A 19,030-nucleotide genomic window follows, 5' to 3' on the forward strand; every position below is an offset into this window, starting at 1 on the left:
CACGGGTGGAGGGCCCGGCCGGTTCCGTTCCACCCGAGGTCCACCCCGGCTCCGATCAGCGGGAACGGCCCGGTCCGTAGCGTCGGAGGGGTCAGCAGAAACCTTTCCGTCGGGACGGAGAAGCTCCCATGAACGAGCGCAACGAGCGGGTCGTCGAGAGGCGCGTGCGGGCGGGCGCCCCTGCCGAGTGCGGCGAGGTGACGGCATGAACGCCTTCACCGACGTCCTCGTGGTCGCCGCGGTGGTGGTCCTGGTGGTCCAGCGCCAGATGCGCGTCCAACGCCTGGACTCCGAGCGCCGGTTCTGGCTGCTGCCGCTGATCCTGGGCGTGCTCGCGCTGCGGGACCCGCAGATCATCGACCACCACCACACCGGGCTCTCGGCGGCCCTGCTGGCCGCCGGGCTGCTGACGGTACTCGCGATGGGATCGGTCTGGGGCTGGACCGTCCGGCTCTGGCGGGACGCCGACGGCTCCGTCCTGGCCAAGGGCACCAAGGCCACCATGGCCGCCTGGGGTGGGATGATCGCCGTCCGGATCGGCCTGTACGGGATCGGATCGGCGCTGCACGTCCACCAGTCCGGCAGCGCGCTGATGCTCGGCATGGCGGTCATGCTGCTGGTCCGCTCGCTCGTGGTGAACTGGAGGGCCCGGATGCTGGAGCCCGCGGAGCGGACCGCCGTAGCGCGGTGACCCGTCGGCGCGTCGACCGTGACCGCCGGTACACCGCAGTGATCCCGCAGGTGGGCCCCGAGCCGCCGTGAGCACCGAGGAGGCACCCGTGGCCGGGTGGTACTGGACCCGCTGGCCGTCCCGCGAGGGGCTGGAACGCGAGGCGGAGAGCCGACCGCGGCGGACCCTGACGGTGCTCGGCCGGGTCGTGATGCTGACCGCCGTGTGCTGGGGGACGTTCTCCGGGGGCAGGTACGCCGGCTGGTCGCTGGTGGCCGCGGTGGTCGGGCTGGCCGCCTCCGTCGTCATCGGCGCCGGCTTCCTGCGCGCCTCCCGGGAGCAGCGCCCGGCGCCCGCGTTCGCCTTCGCCGCCGCCCTGTTCGCGGCCGGCTGGCTGGCCCACCGGGGGCAGGCCCCCACGCTCGGCGACGTCCTGTGGTGCGGGCTGGCCGTGCTCTCGCTGGTCCGGCTGCCGCTCGCCCCCGCCGTGGTCGTCGCGGGGGCCGCGATGGGTTCGTACGCGGCGGTCAACCCGGCGGACTGGTTGGGCGTCGGCGCCACCGTGGTCGGGATCGGTCTGCTCGGCTACCTGCTGCGGCTGGACGTCGAGGCGCGCGGCACCGCGCGCCGGCTGCTCGACCAGGAGCGGGCCGCCCGGGCCGCCGAGGCGGAGAGCGCGGCGCTCGCCGAACGGGCCCGGATCGCCCGGGAGATCCACGACGTGCTCGCCCACAGCCTGTCCGCGCAGCTCGTCCACCTGGAGGCGGCCCGGCTGATGCTGGAGCGTGACACCGACCGCGAGCAGATCCGCGAACGGGTCGTCGCCGCACGGCGGATGGCGCAGGACGGCCTGGCCGAGACCCGGCAGGCGCTGTCCGCGCTGCGCGGCGAGTTCACCCCGGTCGGGGACTTCCTGGTCGAGCTGACCGGCCGGGAGCGGGCCGCCCTCGCCGTCGTCGGCACCCCGCGCCCGCTCGCCGCCGAGTGCGCCCTCGCGGTGCGGCGCACCGCGCAGGAGGCGCTGACCAACGTGCGCAAGCACGCGCCCGGTACCCGCTGCTCCGTCGAACTGCGCTACCTGGAGGGGGCGGTGGAGCTGGAGGTGCGCAACACCCGCCCGCCGCGCGGCCAGTCGGCGGACGGGCCGTCGCCGGCGGAGCTGGCCGGCAGCGGCAGCGGGTACGGTCTGCTGGGGATGCGCGAACGCGCGGAACTGCTCGACGGCACGCTGACGGCGGGCCCGGAGGACGGAGGGTGGCGCGTGCTGCTGCGGGTGCCGGCATGACGGCGGCGGTCACCAGGGTGCTGGTGGCGGACGACCAGACGGTGGTGCGCGAGGGCATCGTGATGCTGCTGGGGCTGCTGCCCGGCATCGAGGTGGTCGGTGCGGCGGGCGACGGGGAGGAGGCCGTCGCCCTGGTGGAGCGGCATCACCCGGACGTGGTGCTGATGGACCTGCGGATGCCGCGCTGCGACGGCGTCGAGGCGACCCGGCGGATCCGGGCGGCCCACCCGGAGACCGAGGTCGTGGTCCTCACCACCTACGCCGACGACGACTCGCTGTTCCCGGCCTTGCAGGCGGGGGCCCGCGGGTACCTCACCAAGGACGCCGGTGGCGAGGAGATCGCCCGGGCCATCGCGGACGTCCGCGCGGGCGCGGCCGGACTCTCCCCGCAGGTCCAACTCCGTTTGCTGGAAAGGCTTTCGGAGCGGCCGGACCGGGTCGTGCCGTCGGTCGAACGACGTGCCGCCCGGCCGGGGGAGCTGCCCGACGGGCTGACCGCCCGGGAGGCGGAGGTGCTGGCACTGATCGCGGAGGGCCTCTCCAACGCCGAGATCGCCCAGCGGCTGTTCGTCAGCCAGGCCACGGTGAAGACGCACATCAACAACCTGTTCGCCAAGACCGCGGTGCGGGACCGGGCGCAGGCGGTCGCATACGCGTTCCGGCACGGAATCACCGGTACGCAGCAGTAGTCGGATGAGCGCCTGTCTGATGATCGATCACCTCATCGAGTGAACGTATCTGCGATGGTCCGAGAGGCTGTCCGGCGGCCCCCATGATGGTTCGGGTCAGGACGTCCGGCCGTTCAGGAGCAGCAGTGCCACAACAGCAGACGAGCAGTCCCGGGCAGGGACAGCGATTCGACTGGTGGGCCGCTCCGGCCGCCACCACCTCCTCCGGCGCCGCGGTCGGTGAGCCCCCGGACGCCCCGCCGGGCGTCCGCTCGGACCTCCCGTTCGAACCCGCTGCGCCGCACGGCCGAGCGGCCGTACCGGCGCAGCCCTCCCCGGCCCGTACGGCCTCCACCGTCGCGGAGCAGCCGGCCCCGGCCGAGCCCGCGGCCGTCGCCGCGGCCGTCCCGGAGGCCACCGACAGCACCGAGGTCTACCGGGCCGTCCAGGCCGGAGCGGCCTTCCAGGACATCCGCCGCAGCTACCGGTCGTTCGTCTTCCCGGTCACCGGCGCCTTCCTCGGCTGGTACCTGATGTACGTCGCCGCCCAGGCCGCCGCCCCGGACCTGATGCGCACCCGGGTGGCCGGTCCGCTCAACGTCGCCTGGCTGCTCGGCCTGCTGCAGTTCGCCTCCACCTTCCTGCTCACCTGGCTCTACGCCCGCAACGCCCGGACCAAGCGCGACCGCGCCGCCCTGGGCCTGCGCTGGGACACCCAGGACCAACTGCGATGACGAGCGTGATGACCACCCTGATGACCGGCGCGGTGAAGAACACGGTGACGACCGTGCTGACGACCGCCACCCCGCCCCCCGTCGCCCCCACCGGTGACCACCACTCGCTCGCGATCGCGCTGTTCGCCGTCGTCGTCCTGGTCACCCTGGGCATCACCCTGTGGGTCGGCCGCCAGGGCAACGCCGCCGAGGACTTCTACGCCGGCGGCCGCGACTTCACCCCGCTGCAGAACGGTTTCGCGCTCTCCGGCGACTACCTCTCCGCCGCCTCCTTCCTCGGCGTCGCCGGGCTGATCGCCCTGTACGGCTACGACGGGGTGATGTACAGCATCGGCTTCCTGGTCGCCTGGCTGGTCGTGCTGATGCTGGTTGCCGAACTCGTCCGCAACGCCGGCCGGTACACCCTCGCCGACGTGCTCGCGCTGCGACTGCGCCGCCGCAAGGTGCGGGCCGCGGCCGGCGGTGCCAGCGTCGTCGTCACCCTGCTCTACCTGGTCGCCCAGATGGTGGGCGCCGGCTCGCTGGTCGCCCTGCTGCTCGGCACCGGCAGTCCGCACGCCCGGACCTGGACGATCATCGCGGTCGGCGCCCTGATGATCGTCTACGTCACGATCGGCGGGATGCGGGCCACCACCTGGATCCAGATCGTCAAGGCCTTCCTGCTCACCGCAGGTTCGGTGCTGCTCACCGTGCTGCTGGTGGTCCGCTTCCACGGCGACCTCGGCGAGCTGATGCGCCAGGCGGCGCAGCACAGCGGCGCCGGGCACCGCTACCTGGAACCGGGCCTGAAGTACGGCCACGGCTTCACCAGCCGGCTGGACTTCTTCAGCCTCGGCCTCGCCCTGGTGCTCGGCACCGCCGGCCTGCCGCACATCCTGTCCCGCTTCTACACCGTGCCCACCGCGCGGGCCGCGCGCCGTTCCACGATGTGGGCGATCGGCCTGGTCGGCGGCTTCTACCTGATGGCCATCGTGCTCGGCCTCGGCGCCACCGCGCTGGTCGGCTCGGCCGAGGTGCGGCACGCCAACTCGGCGGGGAACACCGCCGTGCCGCTGCTCGCCCTGGTCCTCGGTGGCGGAAACGGCAGCACCGGAGGGGTGGTGCTGTTCGCGCTGATCTCGGCGATCGCCTTCGCCACCATCCTCGCCGTGGTCGCCGGGCTGACCCTGGCCTCCTCGGCGGCCTTCGCCCACGACATCTGGGCCGGGGCCTGGCGCGACCGGCCGCGGCGGGGACGCGGACGGGCACTGCGCGACCGGGCAGCGGGCGGCCGGGGCCGCCGCCGTCGGACCGAAGCCGTCCCGGCGTCCCGGTCGGAGGAGGGCGTCACGGCCTCCCGGGCGGCCGAGGACCCCGGGCCCGGGGCCGGCGAGCAGCAGGAGGTGGTCGTGGCCCGGTTCGCGGCGGGCGGGATCGGCGCGGCGGCGATCGTGATCAGCCTCTACGCCCAGCAGCTGAACGTGGCCTTCCTGGTCGGCCTGGCCTTCGCCGTCGCCGCCTCCTCCAACCTGCCCGTCCTGCTGTACAGCCTGTTCTGGTCGCGGTTCACCGCCCGCGGCGCGGTCTGGTCGGTGTACGGCGGACTGGTCCCGGCGATCGTGCTGGTGTTCTTCTCCCCGGTGGTCTCCGGCACCAAGGTGGCGCTGTTCCCCGGCGTCGACTTCCACTGGTTCCCGTTGGAGAACCCCGGCATCGTCTCCATCCCGCTCGGCTTCCTGGCGGGCTGGATCGGGACGGTCACCTCGTCCGAGCCGGCCGACGCCGACCGCTTCGCCGAGCTGGAGGTCCGTGCCCTCACCGGTGCGGGCGCGGCCTGAGCCGTCGCGCCCGGGGAACCCCGGCGGGCCTGGGGCCGCCGGGGTTCGCCGTGTCCGCGCCGTCCTCGGCCAGGGCCCGTCCCCGAGCCCGCGTCCACAGGGCCGGCGGTTCGAAGACGGGCCCTACGCCCGGGCCGCGAGCCCGTAGCGGTGTTCCGGCCGGCCGGTGTCGCCGTAGCGCAGGGTCAGCCGCAGCCGGCGGTCCCGCTCCAACTGCTTGAGGTAGCGCTGCGCCGTGGAGCGGCTCAGCCCGGTGGCGTCCGCGACCTCCTGGGCGGACAGCGGCCGGCCCGCCCGGCGCAGCACGCCCATCACCAGGTCGGTGGTCGGCGCCGAGTGGCCCTTGGGCAGCGTTCCGGCCGGGGCGGCGGCGCTGCGCAGGGTGGCGAACAGCCGGTCCACCTCGTCCTGGCCGGCTTCCCGGGCCGGTGCGGCCAGCGCGTGCCGCAGCTGCGCGTACGCCGTCAGCTTGTCCCGCAGCCCGGCGAAGGTGAACGGTTTGACCAGGTACTGCAGCGCGCCGTGCTGCATCGCGGCGTGCACCGTCGACACGTCCCGGGCGGCGGTCACCATCATCACGTCGCAGGCCACCTGGCGTTCCCGCAGTCGGCGCACCAGGGCCAGCCCGGTCTCGTCGGGCAGGTGGTGGTCGAGCAGCAGCAGGTCCACCGGTCGGCGCTCCAGCGCGGCCAGCGCCTCCCCGGCCGAGTGCGCGGTGCCGGTGACCCGGAAGCCCGGCACCCTGGCCACGTACGCGGCGTGCACGTCGGCGACCCGGAAGTCGTCGTCCACCACGAGTACGTCGATCATCACGCCTCCACGAGCCGGTCGGTGAGCAGGGCCTCGGGCAGTTCGACCGTGAACCGGGCGCCGCCCACCGGCCCGGTGTCGAGCACGATCCGGCCGCCGGTCCGCTCGACCAGCCGCCGCACCATCGCCAGCCCCAGCCCGCGCGGGCGGTGCGCGGGTGCGTCCTTGCTGGTCCACCCCTCCTCGAAGACCTGCTCGCGCAGCTCCTCCGGCACGCCGGGGCCGCTGTCCGCGACCTGCAGCAGCAGGGTGGAGCCGGCCGCCGCCAGGCTCACCTCCACCCGGCCGCCCCCGTCCGGCGCCACCGCGTCCACCGCGTTGTCGACCAGGTTTCCGAGCACCGTCACGAGCGCCCGCGCGTCCACCACCACGTCCGGCAGGTGCGCCGCCGGAGCCAGCACCAGCCGGACCCCGCGCTCGCCGGCCACCGCCGTCTTGCCCGCCAGCAGCGCCGCGACGTGCGGGTCCTGCACCTGCTCGGCGATCCGGGCGGCGACCACGGCGTGCGAGCCGGACTGCTCCGAGATGAACGCCACCGCCTGTTCGTGGCGGCCCAGCTCCAGCAGGCCCAGCAGGGTGTGCATCCGGTTGGCGTGTTCGTGGTCCTGGGCGCGCAGGGCCTCGGTCAGGCTGCGGGTGGTGTCCAGCTCGCGGACCAGCGACTCCAGCTCGGTGCGGTCGCGCAGCGTGACCACCGCCCCGCCGGCGGGCCCGCCCGGGGCGGTCGCCATCCGGTTCACCACGAGCACCCGGTCGTCCCGGACGGCCGGCAGGTCGGCGCCGGTGATCCGCCCGGTCAGCACGTCGGCCAGCCGACCCGGCGGCAGCACGTCGGCGATCGGGCGGCCGGTGCAGTCCTCGGGCAGGCCGAGCAGCCGGACCGCCTCGTCGTTGGCCAGCCGGATCCGGTCGTGCTCGTCCAGCGCGACCATGCCCTCGCGGATGCCGTGCAGCATCGCCTCCCGCTCCACCAGCAGCGCGGAGATGTCGGCCAGTGCGATGTTGTGGGTGCGGCGCTTGAGCCGGCGGGCCAGGGCCAGCGTGGCGACCGTACCGGCGGTCAGGCCGGCGCCCGCGCACAGCAGGATCCCGGTGAGCATCGACAGCAGCCGGCGGCGGATCGAGTCGTCGCTGATGCCCACCGACACCTCGCCGACGATCCGGCCGTCCGACATCCGCAGCGGCACCTTGCCGCGTGCGGTGCGGCCCAGCGTGCCCTGCTGGATCGCGGTGACGCTGCGGCCGCCCAGCGCCGGCTCCGGGTCGGTGCTGACCCGCTGGCCGATCCGGCCCGGGTCGGTGTGCGAGAGCCGGATCCCGTCCAGGTCGGTGACCACCACGAAGCTGGCGCCGGTGGCCAGGCGGATCTGCTCGGCGTTGCGCTGCGCGGTCACCACGTCGCGGGTGTCGGCGGCCCGGGCGATCGCCTCGTCGGTGGCGGTGGCCTGGGCGATCGACAGCGCGCGCTGCATCGCGTCGTGGTCCAGCTCGCTGCTGACGGGGGCCAGGAACAGTCCGGCGGTCACGGCGGTGACACCGACGGTGACGACGGTCTGGCTCAGCAGCAGCTGTGCGAAGACCCGGCGGGGCCAGTGGGGGAGCTTCATCCGGGCCTCCTCTCGGCGGCTTCGGGCGGTTCTGCGGCGGTGGGGGGGCGTTCCGCGAGGGGCGGGGCGGTTCCGAGCGGGGTGGTTCCGAGCGGGGTGGTTCCGAGGGGGATGGTTCCGAGCGGGGGTAGGGCGTTCCGCGGGGGTGGGGGTCGGGACACCCTACGTTTCCGGCGTGTTTCTGTCAGCCGCGCCCCCGCAGTTGTAGCGGAAGCAAAACGAGCAGAACACCCCTCAACGCGGAGAACCCGCAGTACGCGGAGAAGGCTCCCGCCGGGGCCGGGGCCGCTCCTACCTTTCCGGGGCAAGCACTGACCCGGGAGGAACGAATGAGCAAGACCCCGGCGATCGAGCTGACCGGCGCCACCAAACGGTTCCGCACCCCGTCCGGGGCGCTGCACACCGCCGTCCGTGATCTCGATCTGACCGTCGCCCAGGGCGAGTTCGTCGCCGTCGTCGGGCCCACCGGCTGCGGCAAGTCGACCACGCTGACACTGGTCAGCGGCCTGGAGGAGCCCACCGAGGGCGAGGTCCGGGTGGACGGCGAGCCCGTCACCGGGATCGACCCGAAGGTCGGGTTCGTCTTCCAGCAGGACGCCGTCTTCCCCTGGCGCACCGTCCTGTCCAACGTGATGGCCGGCCCGCGCTTTCGCGGTGTGCCCACCGCCGAGGCCAGGGAGCGGGCCCGGGACTGGCTGGGCCGGGTCGGCCTCGCCGCCTTCGAGGACCGCTACCCGCACCAGCTGTCCGGCGGCATGCGCAAGCGCGTCGCGCTCGCCCAGACCTTCGTCAACGACCCGACGATCCTGCTGATGGACGAGCCGTTCTCGGCACTGGACGTGCAGACCCGCGCCCTCATGTCGGACCAGCTGCTGGAGCTGTGGGCCGGGACGGGCTCGTCGGTCGTCTTCGTCACCCACGACCTGGACGAGGCCATCGCGCTCGCCGACCGGGTCGTCGTCATGACCGCCGGACCGGCCACCGTCAAGGAGGTCTTCACCGTCGACCTGCCACGACCGCGCACCGTGGAGGCCGTCCGGCTGGAACCCAGGTTCGTCGAGCTGTACCGCGAGATCTGGGCTTCGCTCGGCGAAGAGGTGCGCATCACCCGGGAGAGAGGAGCGGGTCGTGCCGCTTGAGTCCGTATCCGCCGTCGCCGGGAAGCCCCCGGTCGTCACCACGAGGACCGAGGCCCGTGAACGGGCCGCCCGCAACCGGAAGTTGGGCGTCTACGGCGCCCGGGTCGCGGTCCTGGTCGCCTTCCTCGGGCTGTGGGAGGTCTGCGCCCGGACGAACGTCGTCGACCCGTTCAACTTCTCGCAGCCGTCGAAGATCTGGGACCAGATCTGGCAGTGGATCACCCACGGCACCGCCCAGGGTTCGCTCGGCGAGCAGATCGGCTACACCCTCTACGAGGCCCTCACCGGCTGGGTGATCGGTGTCATCGGTGGTGTGCTGCTGGGCATCGCGCTCGGCCGGATCCGCTTCCTGGCCGACGTGTTCGGGCCGTACATCAAGGTGCTCAACGCCATCCCGCGCATCGTGCTCGCGCCGATCTTCCTGATCTGGTTCGGCCTCGGCCCGGCCTCCAAGGTCGCCTCCGCCGTGGTGCTGGTGTTCTTCCCGGTGTTCTTCAACGCCTTCCAGGGCGCCCGCGAGGTGGACCGCAACCTCGTCGCCAACGCCCGCATCCTGGGCGCCGACAACCGCAGGGTCACCCTCCAGGTGGTCATTCCCGCCGCCACCACCTGGATCTTCACCAGCCTGCACGTCAGCTTCGGCTTCGCGCTGATCGGCGCCATCGTCGGCGAGTACATCGGCGCCACCAAGGGCCTCGGCCTGCTGGTCGCGGCCGCCCAGGGCACCTTCAACGCGGCCGGCGTGTACGCCGCCATGACCATCCTCGCCGTCGTCGCGCTGCTCACCGAGGGCCTGCTGACCTTCGCCGAGAAGAAGCTGTTCCGCTGGAAGCCCGCCGACGCGGGCGACGGCCGCTGACACCCCTGCCTGAGAAGAAGAAGAGAGAGGCACCCCCACCCATGCGCCCGAACTCCACCGGCAGAGCCGCTGCCGCCGCCCTCGCCGCCGCCCTGCTCGTCCCGCTCTCCGCCTGCGCCAACGACGCCGCCACCGCCGGGCATGGGGCGGTCGCCGCCCCGGCCGGGCAGCAGGTCGACGGACCCAAGGTCAAGATCATGGTCGGCGGCCTGGACAAGGTCATCTACCTGCCCGCGATGCTCGCCCAGCGGCTCGGCGCCTTCGCCGAGGCCGGCGTCAACGTCGAGCTGATGACCGAGCCTGCCGGCGTCAACGCCACCACCGCCCTGCTCGCCGGGGACGTCCAGGGCGCCGTCGGCTTCTACGACCACACCATCGACCTGCAGGCCAAGGGCAAGAACGTCGAGTCCGTGGTGCAGTTCGCCCAGGCGCCCGGGGAGGTCGAGGTGGTCTCCACCAAGCAGGCCGACGCCGTCAGGTCCGGCGCCGACTTCAAGGGCAAGAAGCTCGGCGTCACCAGCCTCGGCTCCTCCACCGACTTCCTCACCAAGTACCTCGCGGTCAAGAACGGCACCGCCGTCAGTGAGTTCAGCCCGATCGCGGTCGGCGCCGGCCAGACCTTCATCGCCGCGCTCCAGCAGGGCAGCATCGACGCCGGGATGACCACGGACCCCACCGTCGCCACCATCCTGGACAAGGGCCTCGGCAAGGTCCTCTACGACATGCGCACCCCCGAGGGCTCGCGCCAGGCGCTCGGCGGGCTGTACCCGTCGTCCTCGCTGTACATGAACGCCGACTGGGTGGAGAAGAACAAGGACACCACCCAGAAGCTCGCCAACGCCTTCGTGAAGACCCTCAAGTGGATGTCCACCCACACCCCCGAGGAGATCGCCGCGAAGATGCCCGCCGACTACGCGCAGGGCGGCGCCGAGCAGTACGCGGCGGCGATCAAGGCGACGCTGCCCATGTTCACCACGGACGGCGTGATGCCGGCCGACGGGCCGAAGACGGTGCTCGCGGTGCTCGCGGCGTTCCACCCGGACGTCAAGGGCAAGGAGGGGTCGATCGACCTGTCCAGGACGTACACCACCGAGTTCGTCGGCAAGGCCACCGGCTGAGCCCGCCCCCGTGCCGCCGCGGTCCCGCGCTCACCCCCACGGGCGCGGGGCCGCCGCCGTCCGGACCCCCGCTCAGATCCCGCGCACCGACAGCACGTCCATGCGCGACGGCGTCCCCGCCGCCTTGCCGCAGCTCTCCGGACGCGGCGGCTCGCTCGCCGACTCGATCACGTCCACCTCCCAGGCCCGGCCGTCCCGGTGCAGCACCGTCACCAGCCAGCGGCCCCCGCCGTCCGGCCGCTGGGTGAGCGTCAGCGCGTCCACCCCGGTCTCGCCGGTCGCCAGCCGCACCGCGTGCTCCGCCGCCTGACCCGGACGCTCCCAGCCCGAGCAGCCCCGCGACCACTCCGGCACCACGTGCCCGGCCGCCGTCGCCGCCAGCACCTCCTTGGCGCTCTCCGCCGTCAGCCGCCCGTACGCGTAGCCGTGCGGCAGCACCAGCATCGTGGGGGAGAAGCGGTGCCCGCCCAGGTGGGTCACCTCCCACACCTCGCTGTGCCCGGCCGCCGCGAGCTCTGCCGCGAGCGGCCGGCCCAGCAGTGCGCAGCAGCGGTCCCGCCGCCCGTTGGTGCACACCAGCGCCACCGGGCCGCCGACGTGCTCCGCACCGAAGCCCGTGTGGTCGCCGGCACCCAGCGCCGCGAAGTCCAGGCCCAGCAGCTCCGCCGGGTCCGCCACCTGCGTCCGGCGCACCCAGCCGCGGCCCGGCACCGTGTGCGCCACGACCACCTCGTGCCGCGCCGTCGGCAGGCAGTCCGCGTGCCGACCCGGCCGCCGGACCAGCGCCACCCGCACACCCGTCCCGGCCGCGGCCTCCTCCAGGGCCCGCCCGACCGCCGTGTCCAGGTGGCTCTCGCGCAGCGCCTTCGCACCCCACGGCCCGTTCTGCTCCACCAGCAGCCAGGTGCTCGCCACCGCCGCCGTCGCGGCCAGCGGTTCCGAAAGTTCACGCGACAGCGTCGCACAGGTGCTCACCCGGGCAAGGCTACCCTCACCTGCCGGCGCGGTCGCCGAGCCGGGGGACGGCCGGGACCGGTGCGGGGGACGGCCGGGACCGGCCCCAGGGGAGGCCTCCGGGGAGGCCCCGGGCCGGGGCGGGGGAGGCCCCGTCGTGGCGGAGCCCGTGACGGCGTGGGTCCGGGAACGGCGGAGGGAGGGACGCCCGGGAACGCCCCTCCCTCCGCCGCGGCCGGCCGTTACGCCGGGCCGGCGACCACGTCGACCCGGCCGTTACGCCGGACCGGCGACCACGTCGACCCGGGCGGTGACCGGCGTGCCGGACCCGTCGCGGCGCGGGTCACGGTCGGGCAGGTCGACCGGGACGCCCTTGGCGGTGGCGGCGCGGGCCGGCGCGGCACCCGCCCAGGCGAAGGCCAGGGCGTCCTCGCCGCGCAGGAAGCGCTGGCAGCGGACGCCGCCGGTGGCGCGGCCCTTGCGCGGGTACTGCTCGAACGGGGTGACCTTCCAGGTCGTCTGCTCGCCGTCGGACAGCGTGCCGGAGGCCGTCGCGACCGAGACCACCACGGCGTCGGCGGCCGGGTCCACCGCCGTGAACGACAGCACCCGTGCCCCGTCGGAGAGCTTGATGCCGGCCATGCCACCGGCCGGACGGCCCTGCGGGCGGACCTGGCCCGCCGGGTAGCGCAGCAGCTGCGCGTCGGAGGCGATGAAGACCAGGTCCTCCTCACCGGTGCGCAGTTCGACCGCGCCGACCAGCTCGTCACCCTCCTTGAGGGCGATCACCTCGAACTCGTCCTTGTTCGCCGGCCACTCCGGCACCACCCGCTTCACCACGCCCTGCAGCGTGCCCAGCGCCAGCCCCGGCGAGGACTCGTCCAGCGTGGTCAGGGCCAGCGCCCGCTCCCCGGTCTCCAGGCGCAGGAACTCGCCCACCGCGGCCCCGCCCGCCAGGTTCGGAGACGGGGTCGGCGGCATCGCGGGCAGGTCGATCACCGGCAGCCGCAGCACCCGGCCCGCGGACGTCACCACGCCCACGTCGGCGCGCGCCGTCGCGTGCACCGCCGACACGATCACGTCGTGCTTCGACCGCTTCTCGGACAGCTCGAACGGCTCGCCGTCCGCCGTCCGCGCCAGCAGGCCGGTCGAGGACAGCAGCACCCGGCACGGGTCGTCCGCGACCTCCAGCGGCACCGCCAGCGCCGCCGACGGCGCCGCCCCCGCCTCCAGCAGGACCGTCCGCCGCTCCGTGCCGAACTGCTTCGCCACCGCGCCCAGTTCGGTCGACACCACGCTGCGCAGCTTGGTGTCCGACTCCAGGATCTCGGTCAGGTCCGCGATCTCCGAGTTGAGCTTCGCCTTCTCCTGCTCCAGCTCCACCCGGTCGAAGCGGGTGAGCCGGCGCAGCGGGGTGTCCAGGATGTACGCGGTCTGCGTGTCCGACAGCGAGAAGCGCTCCATCAGGCGCTCCTTCGCCTGCTGCGCGTTGTCGCTCGACCGGATGATCGCGATGACCTCGTCGATGTCGAGCAGCGCCACCAGCAGGCCCTCGACCAGGTGCAACCGCTCCTGGCGCTTGCGGCGGCGGAAGTCGCTGCGCCGGCGCACCACGGTGAAGCGGTGGTCGACGTAGACCTCCAGCAGCTCCTTCAGGCCCAGCGTCAGCGGCTGCCCGTCCACCAGCGCCACGTTGTTGATGCCGAAGGTCTCTTCCATCGGCGTCAGCTTGTAGAGCTGTTCGAGCAGCGCCTCCGGCACGAAGCCGTTCTTGACCTCGATCACCAGCCGCAGCCCGTGCTCGCGGTCGGTCAGGTCCTTGACGTCCGCGATGCCCTGCAGCTTCTTCGCGTTGACCAGGTCCTTGATCTTCGAGATGACCTTCTCCGGGCCGACGTTGTACGGCAGCTCGGTGACCACGATGCCCTTGCGACGGGCCGTCACCGCCTCCACCGTGCACGTCGCCCGGATCTTGAACGTGCCGCGGCCGGACTCGTAGGCGTCCCGGATCCCGGACAGGCCCACGATCCGCCCGCCGGTCGGCAGGTCCGGACCGGGGACGAACCGCATCAGCGTGTCCAGGTCCGCGGTCGGGTGCTTGATCAGGTGCCGGGCCGCCGCCACCACCTCGGACAGGTTGTGCGGCGGCATGTTGGTCGCCATGCCCACCGCGATGCCCGTCGCGCCGTTCACCAGCAGGTTCGGGAACGCGGCCGGCAGCGCCAGCGGCTCCTGCTCGCTGCCGTCGTAGTTCGGGCCGAAGTCGACGGTGTCCTCGTGGATCGACTCCACCATCGCCATCGACGCCGCGGTGAGCCGCGACTCGGTGTAGCGCATCGCGGCCGGCGGGTCGTCGTTGCCCAGCGAACCGAAGTTGCCGTGCCCGTCGATCAGCGGCAGCCGCATCGAGAACGGCTGGGCCATGCGCACCACGGAGTCGTAGATCGACGCGTCACCGTGCGGGTGCAGCCGGCCCATCACCTCGCCCACCAGGCGTGCGCACTTGACGTGCCCGCGCTCCGGGCGCAGGCCCATCTCGTTGGCCTGGTACAGGATCCGGCGGTGCACCGGCTTCAGACCGTCCCGCGCGTCGGGCAGCGCACGCGAGTAGATCACCGAGTAGGCGTACTCCAGGAAGGAGCCCTGCATCTCGTCCACGACGTCGACGTCGAGGATCCGCTCCTCGAAGTCTCCGGGCGGCGGGGTCTGCGAACTGCGGCGGGCCATCGCGGCGGGGCTCCCTTACGTGTCGCTGGCTGTGTCTCGGTGGGGCGGCGGTCGGTGCCGCCCCGCGCCGGACCCGTCAACCCGGCGTGGTCGACAGGGCGCGGCGCCCCCATTGTGGACCCTCGCGCGGACACTCCCGGTCAGCGGCCCTCTTCCGCCCCTGGCGAACGACCCCGTCCGCGCGGACACGAACACGGCTCCCGCACGTTGCACCACAATGGGGGACGCCACACGAACCCCCGACATCGACGACGGGAAGGACCCGAGCGCATGGCCAACCCGGCCCCCGCCTCCAGCCGAGGCATCGCCATCACCGAGCACCGCCTGGCCAACGGGCTGCGCGTCGTCCTCTCCGAGGACCACCTCACCCCGGTCGCCGCCGTCTGCCTCTGGTACGACGTGGGCTCCCGCCACGAGGTCAAGGGCCGCACCGGCCTCGCCCACCTCTTCGAGCACCTGATGTTCCAGGGCTCCGCCAACGTCTCCAACAACGGGCACTTCGAACTGGTCCAGGGTGCCGGCGGCTCGCTCAACGGCACCACCAGCTTCGAGCGCACCAACTACTTCGAGACCATGCCCGCCCACCAGCTGGAACTCGCCCTCTGGCTGGAGGCCGACCGGATGGGCTCGCTGCTCGCCGCGCTCGACGAGACGTCCATGGAGAACCAGCGCGACGTCGTCAAGAACGAGCGCCGCCAGCGCTACGACAACGTCCCGTACGGCACCGCCTTCGAGAAGCTCACCGCGCTCTCCTACCCCGACGGCCACCCGTACCACCACACGCCCATCGGCTCCATGGCCGACCTCGACGCGGCCACGCTGGAGGACGCCCGGACGTTCTTCCGCACCTACTACGCGCCCAACAACGCCGTCCTGTCCGTCGTCGGCGACATCGACCCCGAGCAGACCGTCGCCTGGGTCGAGAAGTACTTCGGCTCGATCCCCGCCCACGACGGCAAGCAGCCCCCGCGCTCCGGCGAGCTCCCGGACACCATCGGCCGCGAGATCCGCGAGGAAGTCCACGAGGACGTCCCCTCCCGCGCCCTGATGGCCGCCTACCGCCTCCCGCACGACGGCACCCGCGAGGCCGACGCGGCCGACCTCGCCCTCACCGTCCTCGGCAGCGGCGAGTCCAGCCGCCTCTACAACCGGCTCGTCCGCCGCGACCGCACCGCCGTCGCCGCCGGCTTCGGCCTGCTGCGCCTGGCCGGCGCCCCCAGCCTCGGCTGGCTCGACGTCAAGACCTCCGGCGACGCCACCCTCGCGCAGATCGACGCGGCCGTCGACGAGGAACTCGCCCGCTTCGCCGCCGAGGGCCCCACGCCCGAGGAACTGGAGCGCGCCCAGGCGCAGATCGAGCGCGAGTGGCTGGACCGGCTCACCACCGTCGCCGGCCGCGCCGACGAACTCTGCCGCTACGCCGTCCTGTTCGGCGACCCCAAGCTGCTCAACGACGCCCTCCCCAAGGTCCTCGACGTCACCGCCGAGGAGGTCCGGGCCGTCGCCGCGGCCCGGCTCCACCCCGACAACCGGGCCGTCCTCGCCTACGAGCCGACCGCCGCCGACACCGACGACGACTCCGACGCCGCTTCCGAAGAGGAGGGTGCCGCCGTATGAGCACCGACTACGTCCCCGCCATGACCTTCCACCCGCAGCCCCAGCCCGGCACCCCCGGCCCGTGGGCCTTCCCCGCCCCGGAGCGGGCCGCCCTCGGCAACGGCATCACCGTCCTGCACTGCCACCGGCCCGGCCAGCAGCTGGTCGCCGTCGAGGTCCTCCTCGACGTCCCGCTCGCCGCCGAGCCGGACGGCCTCGACGGCATCGCCGCGATCCTCGCCCGCGCCCTCAACGAGGGCACCGACACCCTCAGCGCCGAGGAGTTCGCCGGCGAGCTGGAGCGGGCCGGTGCCACTCTGGACGCGCACGCCGACCACCCGTGCATCCGGGTCTCCCTGGAGGTGCCCGCCTCCCGCCTGCAGCGCGGCCTGTCCCTGCTCGCCGACGCCCTGCGCGCGCCCGCGCTGCCCGAGGCCGAGATCGAGCGCCTGGTCGCCAACCGCCTGGACGAGATCGTCCACGAGCAGGCCAACCCCGCCCGGCGCGCCGCCAAGGCCCTCTACGCCCAGCTCTTCGACGCCGCCGACCGGCTCTCCCGGCCCCGCGCCGGTACCTCCGACACCGTCAAGTCGATCGACCGTGCCGCCGTCAAGGCCTTCTACGACGCCCACGTGCGCCCGGCGACCAGCACCGTCGTCGTGGTCGGCGACCTCACCGGCGTCGACCTGCCCGCCCTCCTGGAGGGCACCCTCGGCACCTGGACCGGCCCGGCTGCCGAAGCCTCCGTCCACGCCCCGGTCGCCGGTGACGACCACGGCCGCGTCGTCATCGTGGACCGCCCCGGGTCCGTCCAGACCCAGCTGCTGATCGGCCGGATCGGCCCCGACCGCCACGACCCGGTCTGGGCCGCGCAGACCCTCGGCACCTACTGCCTGGGCGGCACCCTCACCTCCCGACTGGACCGCGTCCTGCGCGAGGAGAAGGGCTACACCTACGGCGTCCGGGCCTTCGCCCAGCCGCTGCGCTCCGCCGCCGACGGCAGCGGGCGCTCGCTGATCGCCATCAGCGGCTCGGTGGACACCGCCTCCACCGCCCCGGCGCTCGCCGACACCTGGACCATCCTGCGCACCCTCGCCGCCGAGGGCCTCACCGACGCCGAGCGCGACGAGGCCGTGCAGTTCCTGGTCGGCGTGGCGCCCCTCAAGTACGAGACCGCGGGCTCGGTGGCCGGCACCCTGGCCGACCAGGTCGAGCAGTACCTGGCGGACGACTACCAGGCCGAGATCTACCGGCAGCTCGCCGAACTGTCCACCGCCGCCGCCACCGAGGCGGTCGTCGCGGCCTTCCCGCCGGACCGTCTGGTCACCGTCCTGGTCGGCGACGCGGCCGTGATCGCCGAGGACGTGCGGGCGCTCGGCATCGGCGAGGTCACCGTCGTCGGCTGACGGCCCCGGACCCTGTCGCACCGGCCCGGTGGAGCACCCGCTCCGCCGGGCCGGACGCGTTCCTAAATCCGTTGCGGGCCCGACCCGTTCCATGGATAGATGTTCCCCGACGCACAGCACGTGCGAACGCGGATCGGGACGAACGAAGGGAGGCGGTCACCATGCGGGTCGAGCAAGCCATACGACGACGCTCCCCGAGGCCGTACTCCCCCCGTGCCGCCGCCCCGGGCGCCTGAGCCCCCCTGAACTTCCCCGAGCCGCGCCGGGATCCTTTCGCGCGGCACCCCGTTTCCCGTGAACCACCCGACCCGTGGAGGTCGTTCGATCATGACGTACACCGAGGTACCCGGCGTCCGGGTCCCGATCCGGATGTGGACCGACCCGGCGACGGTCGAGGGCCAGGCCCTGCAGCAGCTGCGCAACATCAGCTCGCTGCCCTGGCTGCGCGGCCTCGCCGTGATGCCCGACGTGCACCTGGGCAAGGGCGCGACGGTGGGCTCCGTCATCGCGATGAAGGACGCGGTCTGCCCGGCGGCGGTCGGCGTCGACATCGGCTGCGGGATGAGCGCGGTGAAGACCTCGCTCACCGCCGACGACCTCCCGGACGACCTGTCGGGCCTGCGCTCCGAGATCGAGCGGACCATCCCGGTCGGCCGCGGCCTGCACGCCGACCCGGTCGACCCGGCGAAGCTGCAGGGCGTGAGCGCCGTCGGCTGGGACGACTTCTGGCGGCGCTTCGACGGCATCGCGGAGGAGGTCAAGTGGCGCCGCGAGCGGGCGATGCAGCAGATGGCGACGCTCGGCGGAGGTAATCACTTCATCGAACTGTGCGTCGATACGACCGGCGCGGTCTGGCTGATGCTGCACTCCGGTTCCCGCAACATCGGCAAGGAGCTGGCGGAGCACCACATGGGCGTCGCCCGCTCGCTGTCGCACAACCAGGGCCTGATCGACCAGGACCTCGCGGTCTTCCTCGCGAAGACCTCCGAGATGGCGGCCTACCGCCAGGACCTGTTTTGGGCGCAGGAGTACGCGAAGCACAACCGCGCCGTGATGATGGCGCTCTTCCAGGACGTCGTCCGGCGCGAGTTCGCCAAGGCGGAGGTCACCTTCGACGAGGTCATCAGCTGCCACCACAACTACGTGGCGGAGGAGCGGTACGACGGCGTCGACCTGCTGGTGACCCGCAAGGGTGCGATCCGGGCCGGCTCCGGGGACCTCGGGATCATCCCGGGTTCGATGGGGACGGGTTCCTACATCGTCCGCGGCCTGGGCAACGCGTCGTCCTTCAACTCCGCCTCGCACGGCGCGGGCCGCAAGATGAGCCGCAACGCGGCGAAGAAGCGGTTCACCACGCGGGACCTGGCCGAGCAGACCGCGGGCGTGGAGTGCCGCAAGGACAGCGGCGTGGTGGACGAGATCCCGGGCGCCTACAAGAACATCGAGAAGGTCATCGAGCAGCAGAAGGACCTCGTCGAGGTGGTCGCGCACCTCAAGCAGGTCGTCTGCGTCAAGGGCTGACCACAACGGATCGGGGTGGCGCCCGGTTGCGGCGGCACCCCCCTCGGGCGGTGGCGGGGGCGCAGGCCGCGGCGGGGCGCACGGCGAGGCCCGCCCGGACGAGCGTGGCGAGACGGGCG

Annotated in this window: 15 protein-coding genes; 11 read left to right on the forward strand and 4 right to left on the reverse strand. The window is 73.3% G+C overall.

The annotated features are described in order from the left end of the window. The first annotated feature begins 205 nt into the window (after positions 1 to 205). The 5 genes from ACFV04_RS25455 (at position 206) to ACFV04_RS25475 (ending at position 5,174) form a co-directional block, all read left to right on the forward strand. Positions 206 to 691, forward strand: coding sequence for a DUF1453 domain-containing protein (locus tag ACFV04_RS25455; protein WP_380341007.1), 486 nt, complete (start codon positions 206 to 208; stop codon positions 689 to 691). A 67-nt stretch (positions 692 to 758) separates the two neighbouring features. Continuing rightward, positions 759 to 1,955, forward strand: coding sequence for a sensor histidine kinase (locus ACFV04_RS25460; protein WP_380532605.1), 1,197 nt, complete (start codon positions 759 to 761; stop codon positions 1,953 to 1,955). Then, complete coding sequence (locus ACFV04_RS25465) at positions 1,952 to 2,644, forward strand: response regulator transcription factor (RefSeq protein WP_360258328.1); 693 nt, start codon at positions 1,952 to 1,954, stop codon at positions 2,642 to 2,644. The genes ACFV04_RS25460 and ACFV04_RS25465 overlap by 4 nt, the downstream gene beginning before the upstream one ends. A 125-nt stretch (positions 2,645 to 2,769) precedes the next feature. Further along, a complete protein-coding gene (locus ACFV04_RS25470; protein ID WP_380532608.1) occupies positions 2,770 to 3,357 on the forward strand; it encodes a DUF485 domain-containing protein in 588 nt (195 codons plus the stop codon). Beyond that, on the forward strand, positions 3,354 to 5,174 hold the full coding sequence (locus ACFV04_RS25475; protein WP_380532611.1) for a cation acetate symporter: 1,821 nt from the start codon (positions 3,354 to 3,356) through the stop codon (positions 5,172 to 5,174). Before ACFV04_RS25470 ends, ACFV04_RS25475 begins: the two co-directional genes overlap by 4 nt. Before the next feature lie 123 nt (positions 5,175 to 5,297). Here the strand turns inward: ACFV04_RS25475 and ACFV04_RS25480 are convergent, their stop codons facing one another. After that, positions 5,298 to 5,984 carry a response regulator gene (locus tag ACFV04_RS25480; RefSeq protein WP_380532614.1) on the reverse strand — a complete coding sequence of 229 codons (687 nt, stop codon included), beginning with the start codon at positions 5,982 to 5,984 and terminating at the stop codon, positions 5,298 to 5,300. Beyond that, the gene (locus ACFV04_RS25485) at positions 5,984 to 7,591 is read right to left on the reverse strand and encodes an ATP-binding protein (protein ID WP_380340993.1); all 1,608 of its coding nucleotides are present in this window, start codon (positions 7,589 to 7,591) and stop codon (positions 5,984 to 5,986) included. The genes ACFV04_RS25480 and ACFV04_RS25485 overlap by 1 nt, the downstream gene beginning before the upstream one ends. 329 nt (positions 7,592 to 7,920) lie before the next feature. Between ACFV04_RS25485 and ACFV04_RS25490 the strand changes: the two genes are divergently transcribed. Genes ACFV04_RS25490 through ACFV04_RS25500 form a run of 3 tightly spaced genes read left to right on the forward strand, consistent with a single transcriptional unit; the run spans position 7,921 to position 10,707 of the window. Next, entirely contained in the window at positions 7,921 to 8,730 is an 810-nt protein-coding gene (locus ACFV04_RS25490; RefSeq protein WP_380532616.1) for an ABC transporter ATP-binding protein, read from the forward strand. Further along, entirely contained in the window at positions 8,720 to 9,589 is an 870-nt protein-coding gene (locus tag ACFV04_RS25495; protein ID WP_380340987.1) for an ABC transporter permease, read from the forward strand. Before ACFV04_RS25490 ends, ACFV04_RS25495 begins: the two co-directional genes overlap by 11 nt. Before the next feature lie 41 nt (positions 9,590 to 9,630). Beyond that, positions 9,631 to 10,707 (forward strand): ABC transporter substrate-binding protein, encoded by a 1,077-nt coding sequence (locus tag ACFV04_RS25500; RefSeq protein WP_380532620.1) that lies wholly within the window; start codon positions 9,631 to 9,633, stop codon positions 10,705 to 10,707. Positions 10,708 to 10,779: 72 nt separating this feature from the next. Here the strand turns inward: ACFV04_RS25500 and ACFV04_RS25505 are convergent, their stop codons facing one another. Further along, positions 10,780 to 11,682 carry a sucrase ferredoxin gene (locus ACFV04_RS25505; protein ID WP_380340981.1) on the reverse strand — a complete coding sequence of 301 codons (903 nt, stop codon included), beginning with the start codon at positions 11,680 to 11,682 and terminating at the stop codon, positions 10,780 to 10,782. Positions 11,683 to 11,937: 255 nt separating this feature from the next. After that, positions 11,938 to 14,388: a DNA topoisomerase (ATP-hydrolyzing) subunit A gene (locus tag ACFV04_RS25510; protein WP_380340979.1), complete on the reverse strand. Its 2,451-nt coding sequence runs from the start codon at positions 14,386 to 14,388 to the stop codon at positions 11,938 to 11,940. A gap of 270 nt (positions 14,389 to 14,658) precedes the next feature. Here ACFV04_RS25510 and ACFV04_RS25515 point away from each other — a divergent pair, with 270 nt between their 5' ends. The 3 genes from ACFV04_RS25515 to ACFV04_RS25525 all read left to right on the forward strand — a co-directional run bounded on the left by ACFV04_RS25515 (position 14,659) and on the right by ACFV04_RS25525 (position 18,911). After that, positions 14,659 to 16,005, forward strand: a complete 1,347-nt coding sequence (locus ACFV04_RS25515) for a M16 family metallopeptidase (RefSeq protein ID WP_380340976.1) — start codon at positions 14,659 to 14,661, stop codon at positions 16,003 to 16,005. A gap of 20 nt (positions 16,006 to 16,025) precedes the next feature. Next, positions 16,026 to 17,390: a M16 family metallopeptidase gene (locus ACFV04_RS25520; protein WP_380341182.1), complete on the forward strand. Its 1,365-nt coding sequence runs from the start codon at positions 16,026 to 16,028 to the stop codon at positions 17,388 to 17,390. Positions 17,391 to 17,717: 327 nt separating this feature from the next. Next, positions 17,718 to 18,911: an RtcB family protein gene (locus ACFV04_RS25525; protein ID WP_380340973.1), complete on the forward strand. Its 1,194-nt coding sequence runs from the start codon at positions 17,718 to 17,720 to the stop codon at positions 18,909 to 18,911. Positions 18,912 to 19,030 lie beyond the last annotated feature (119 nt).

The sequence above is a fragment of the Kitasatospora sp. NPDC059599 genome (assembly GCF_042735125.1).
Classification (GTDB): Bacteria; Actinomycetota; Actinomycetes; order Streptomycetales; family Streptomycetaceae; genus Kitasatospora.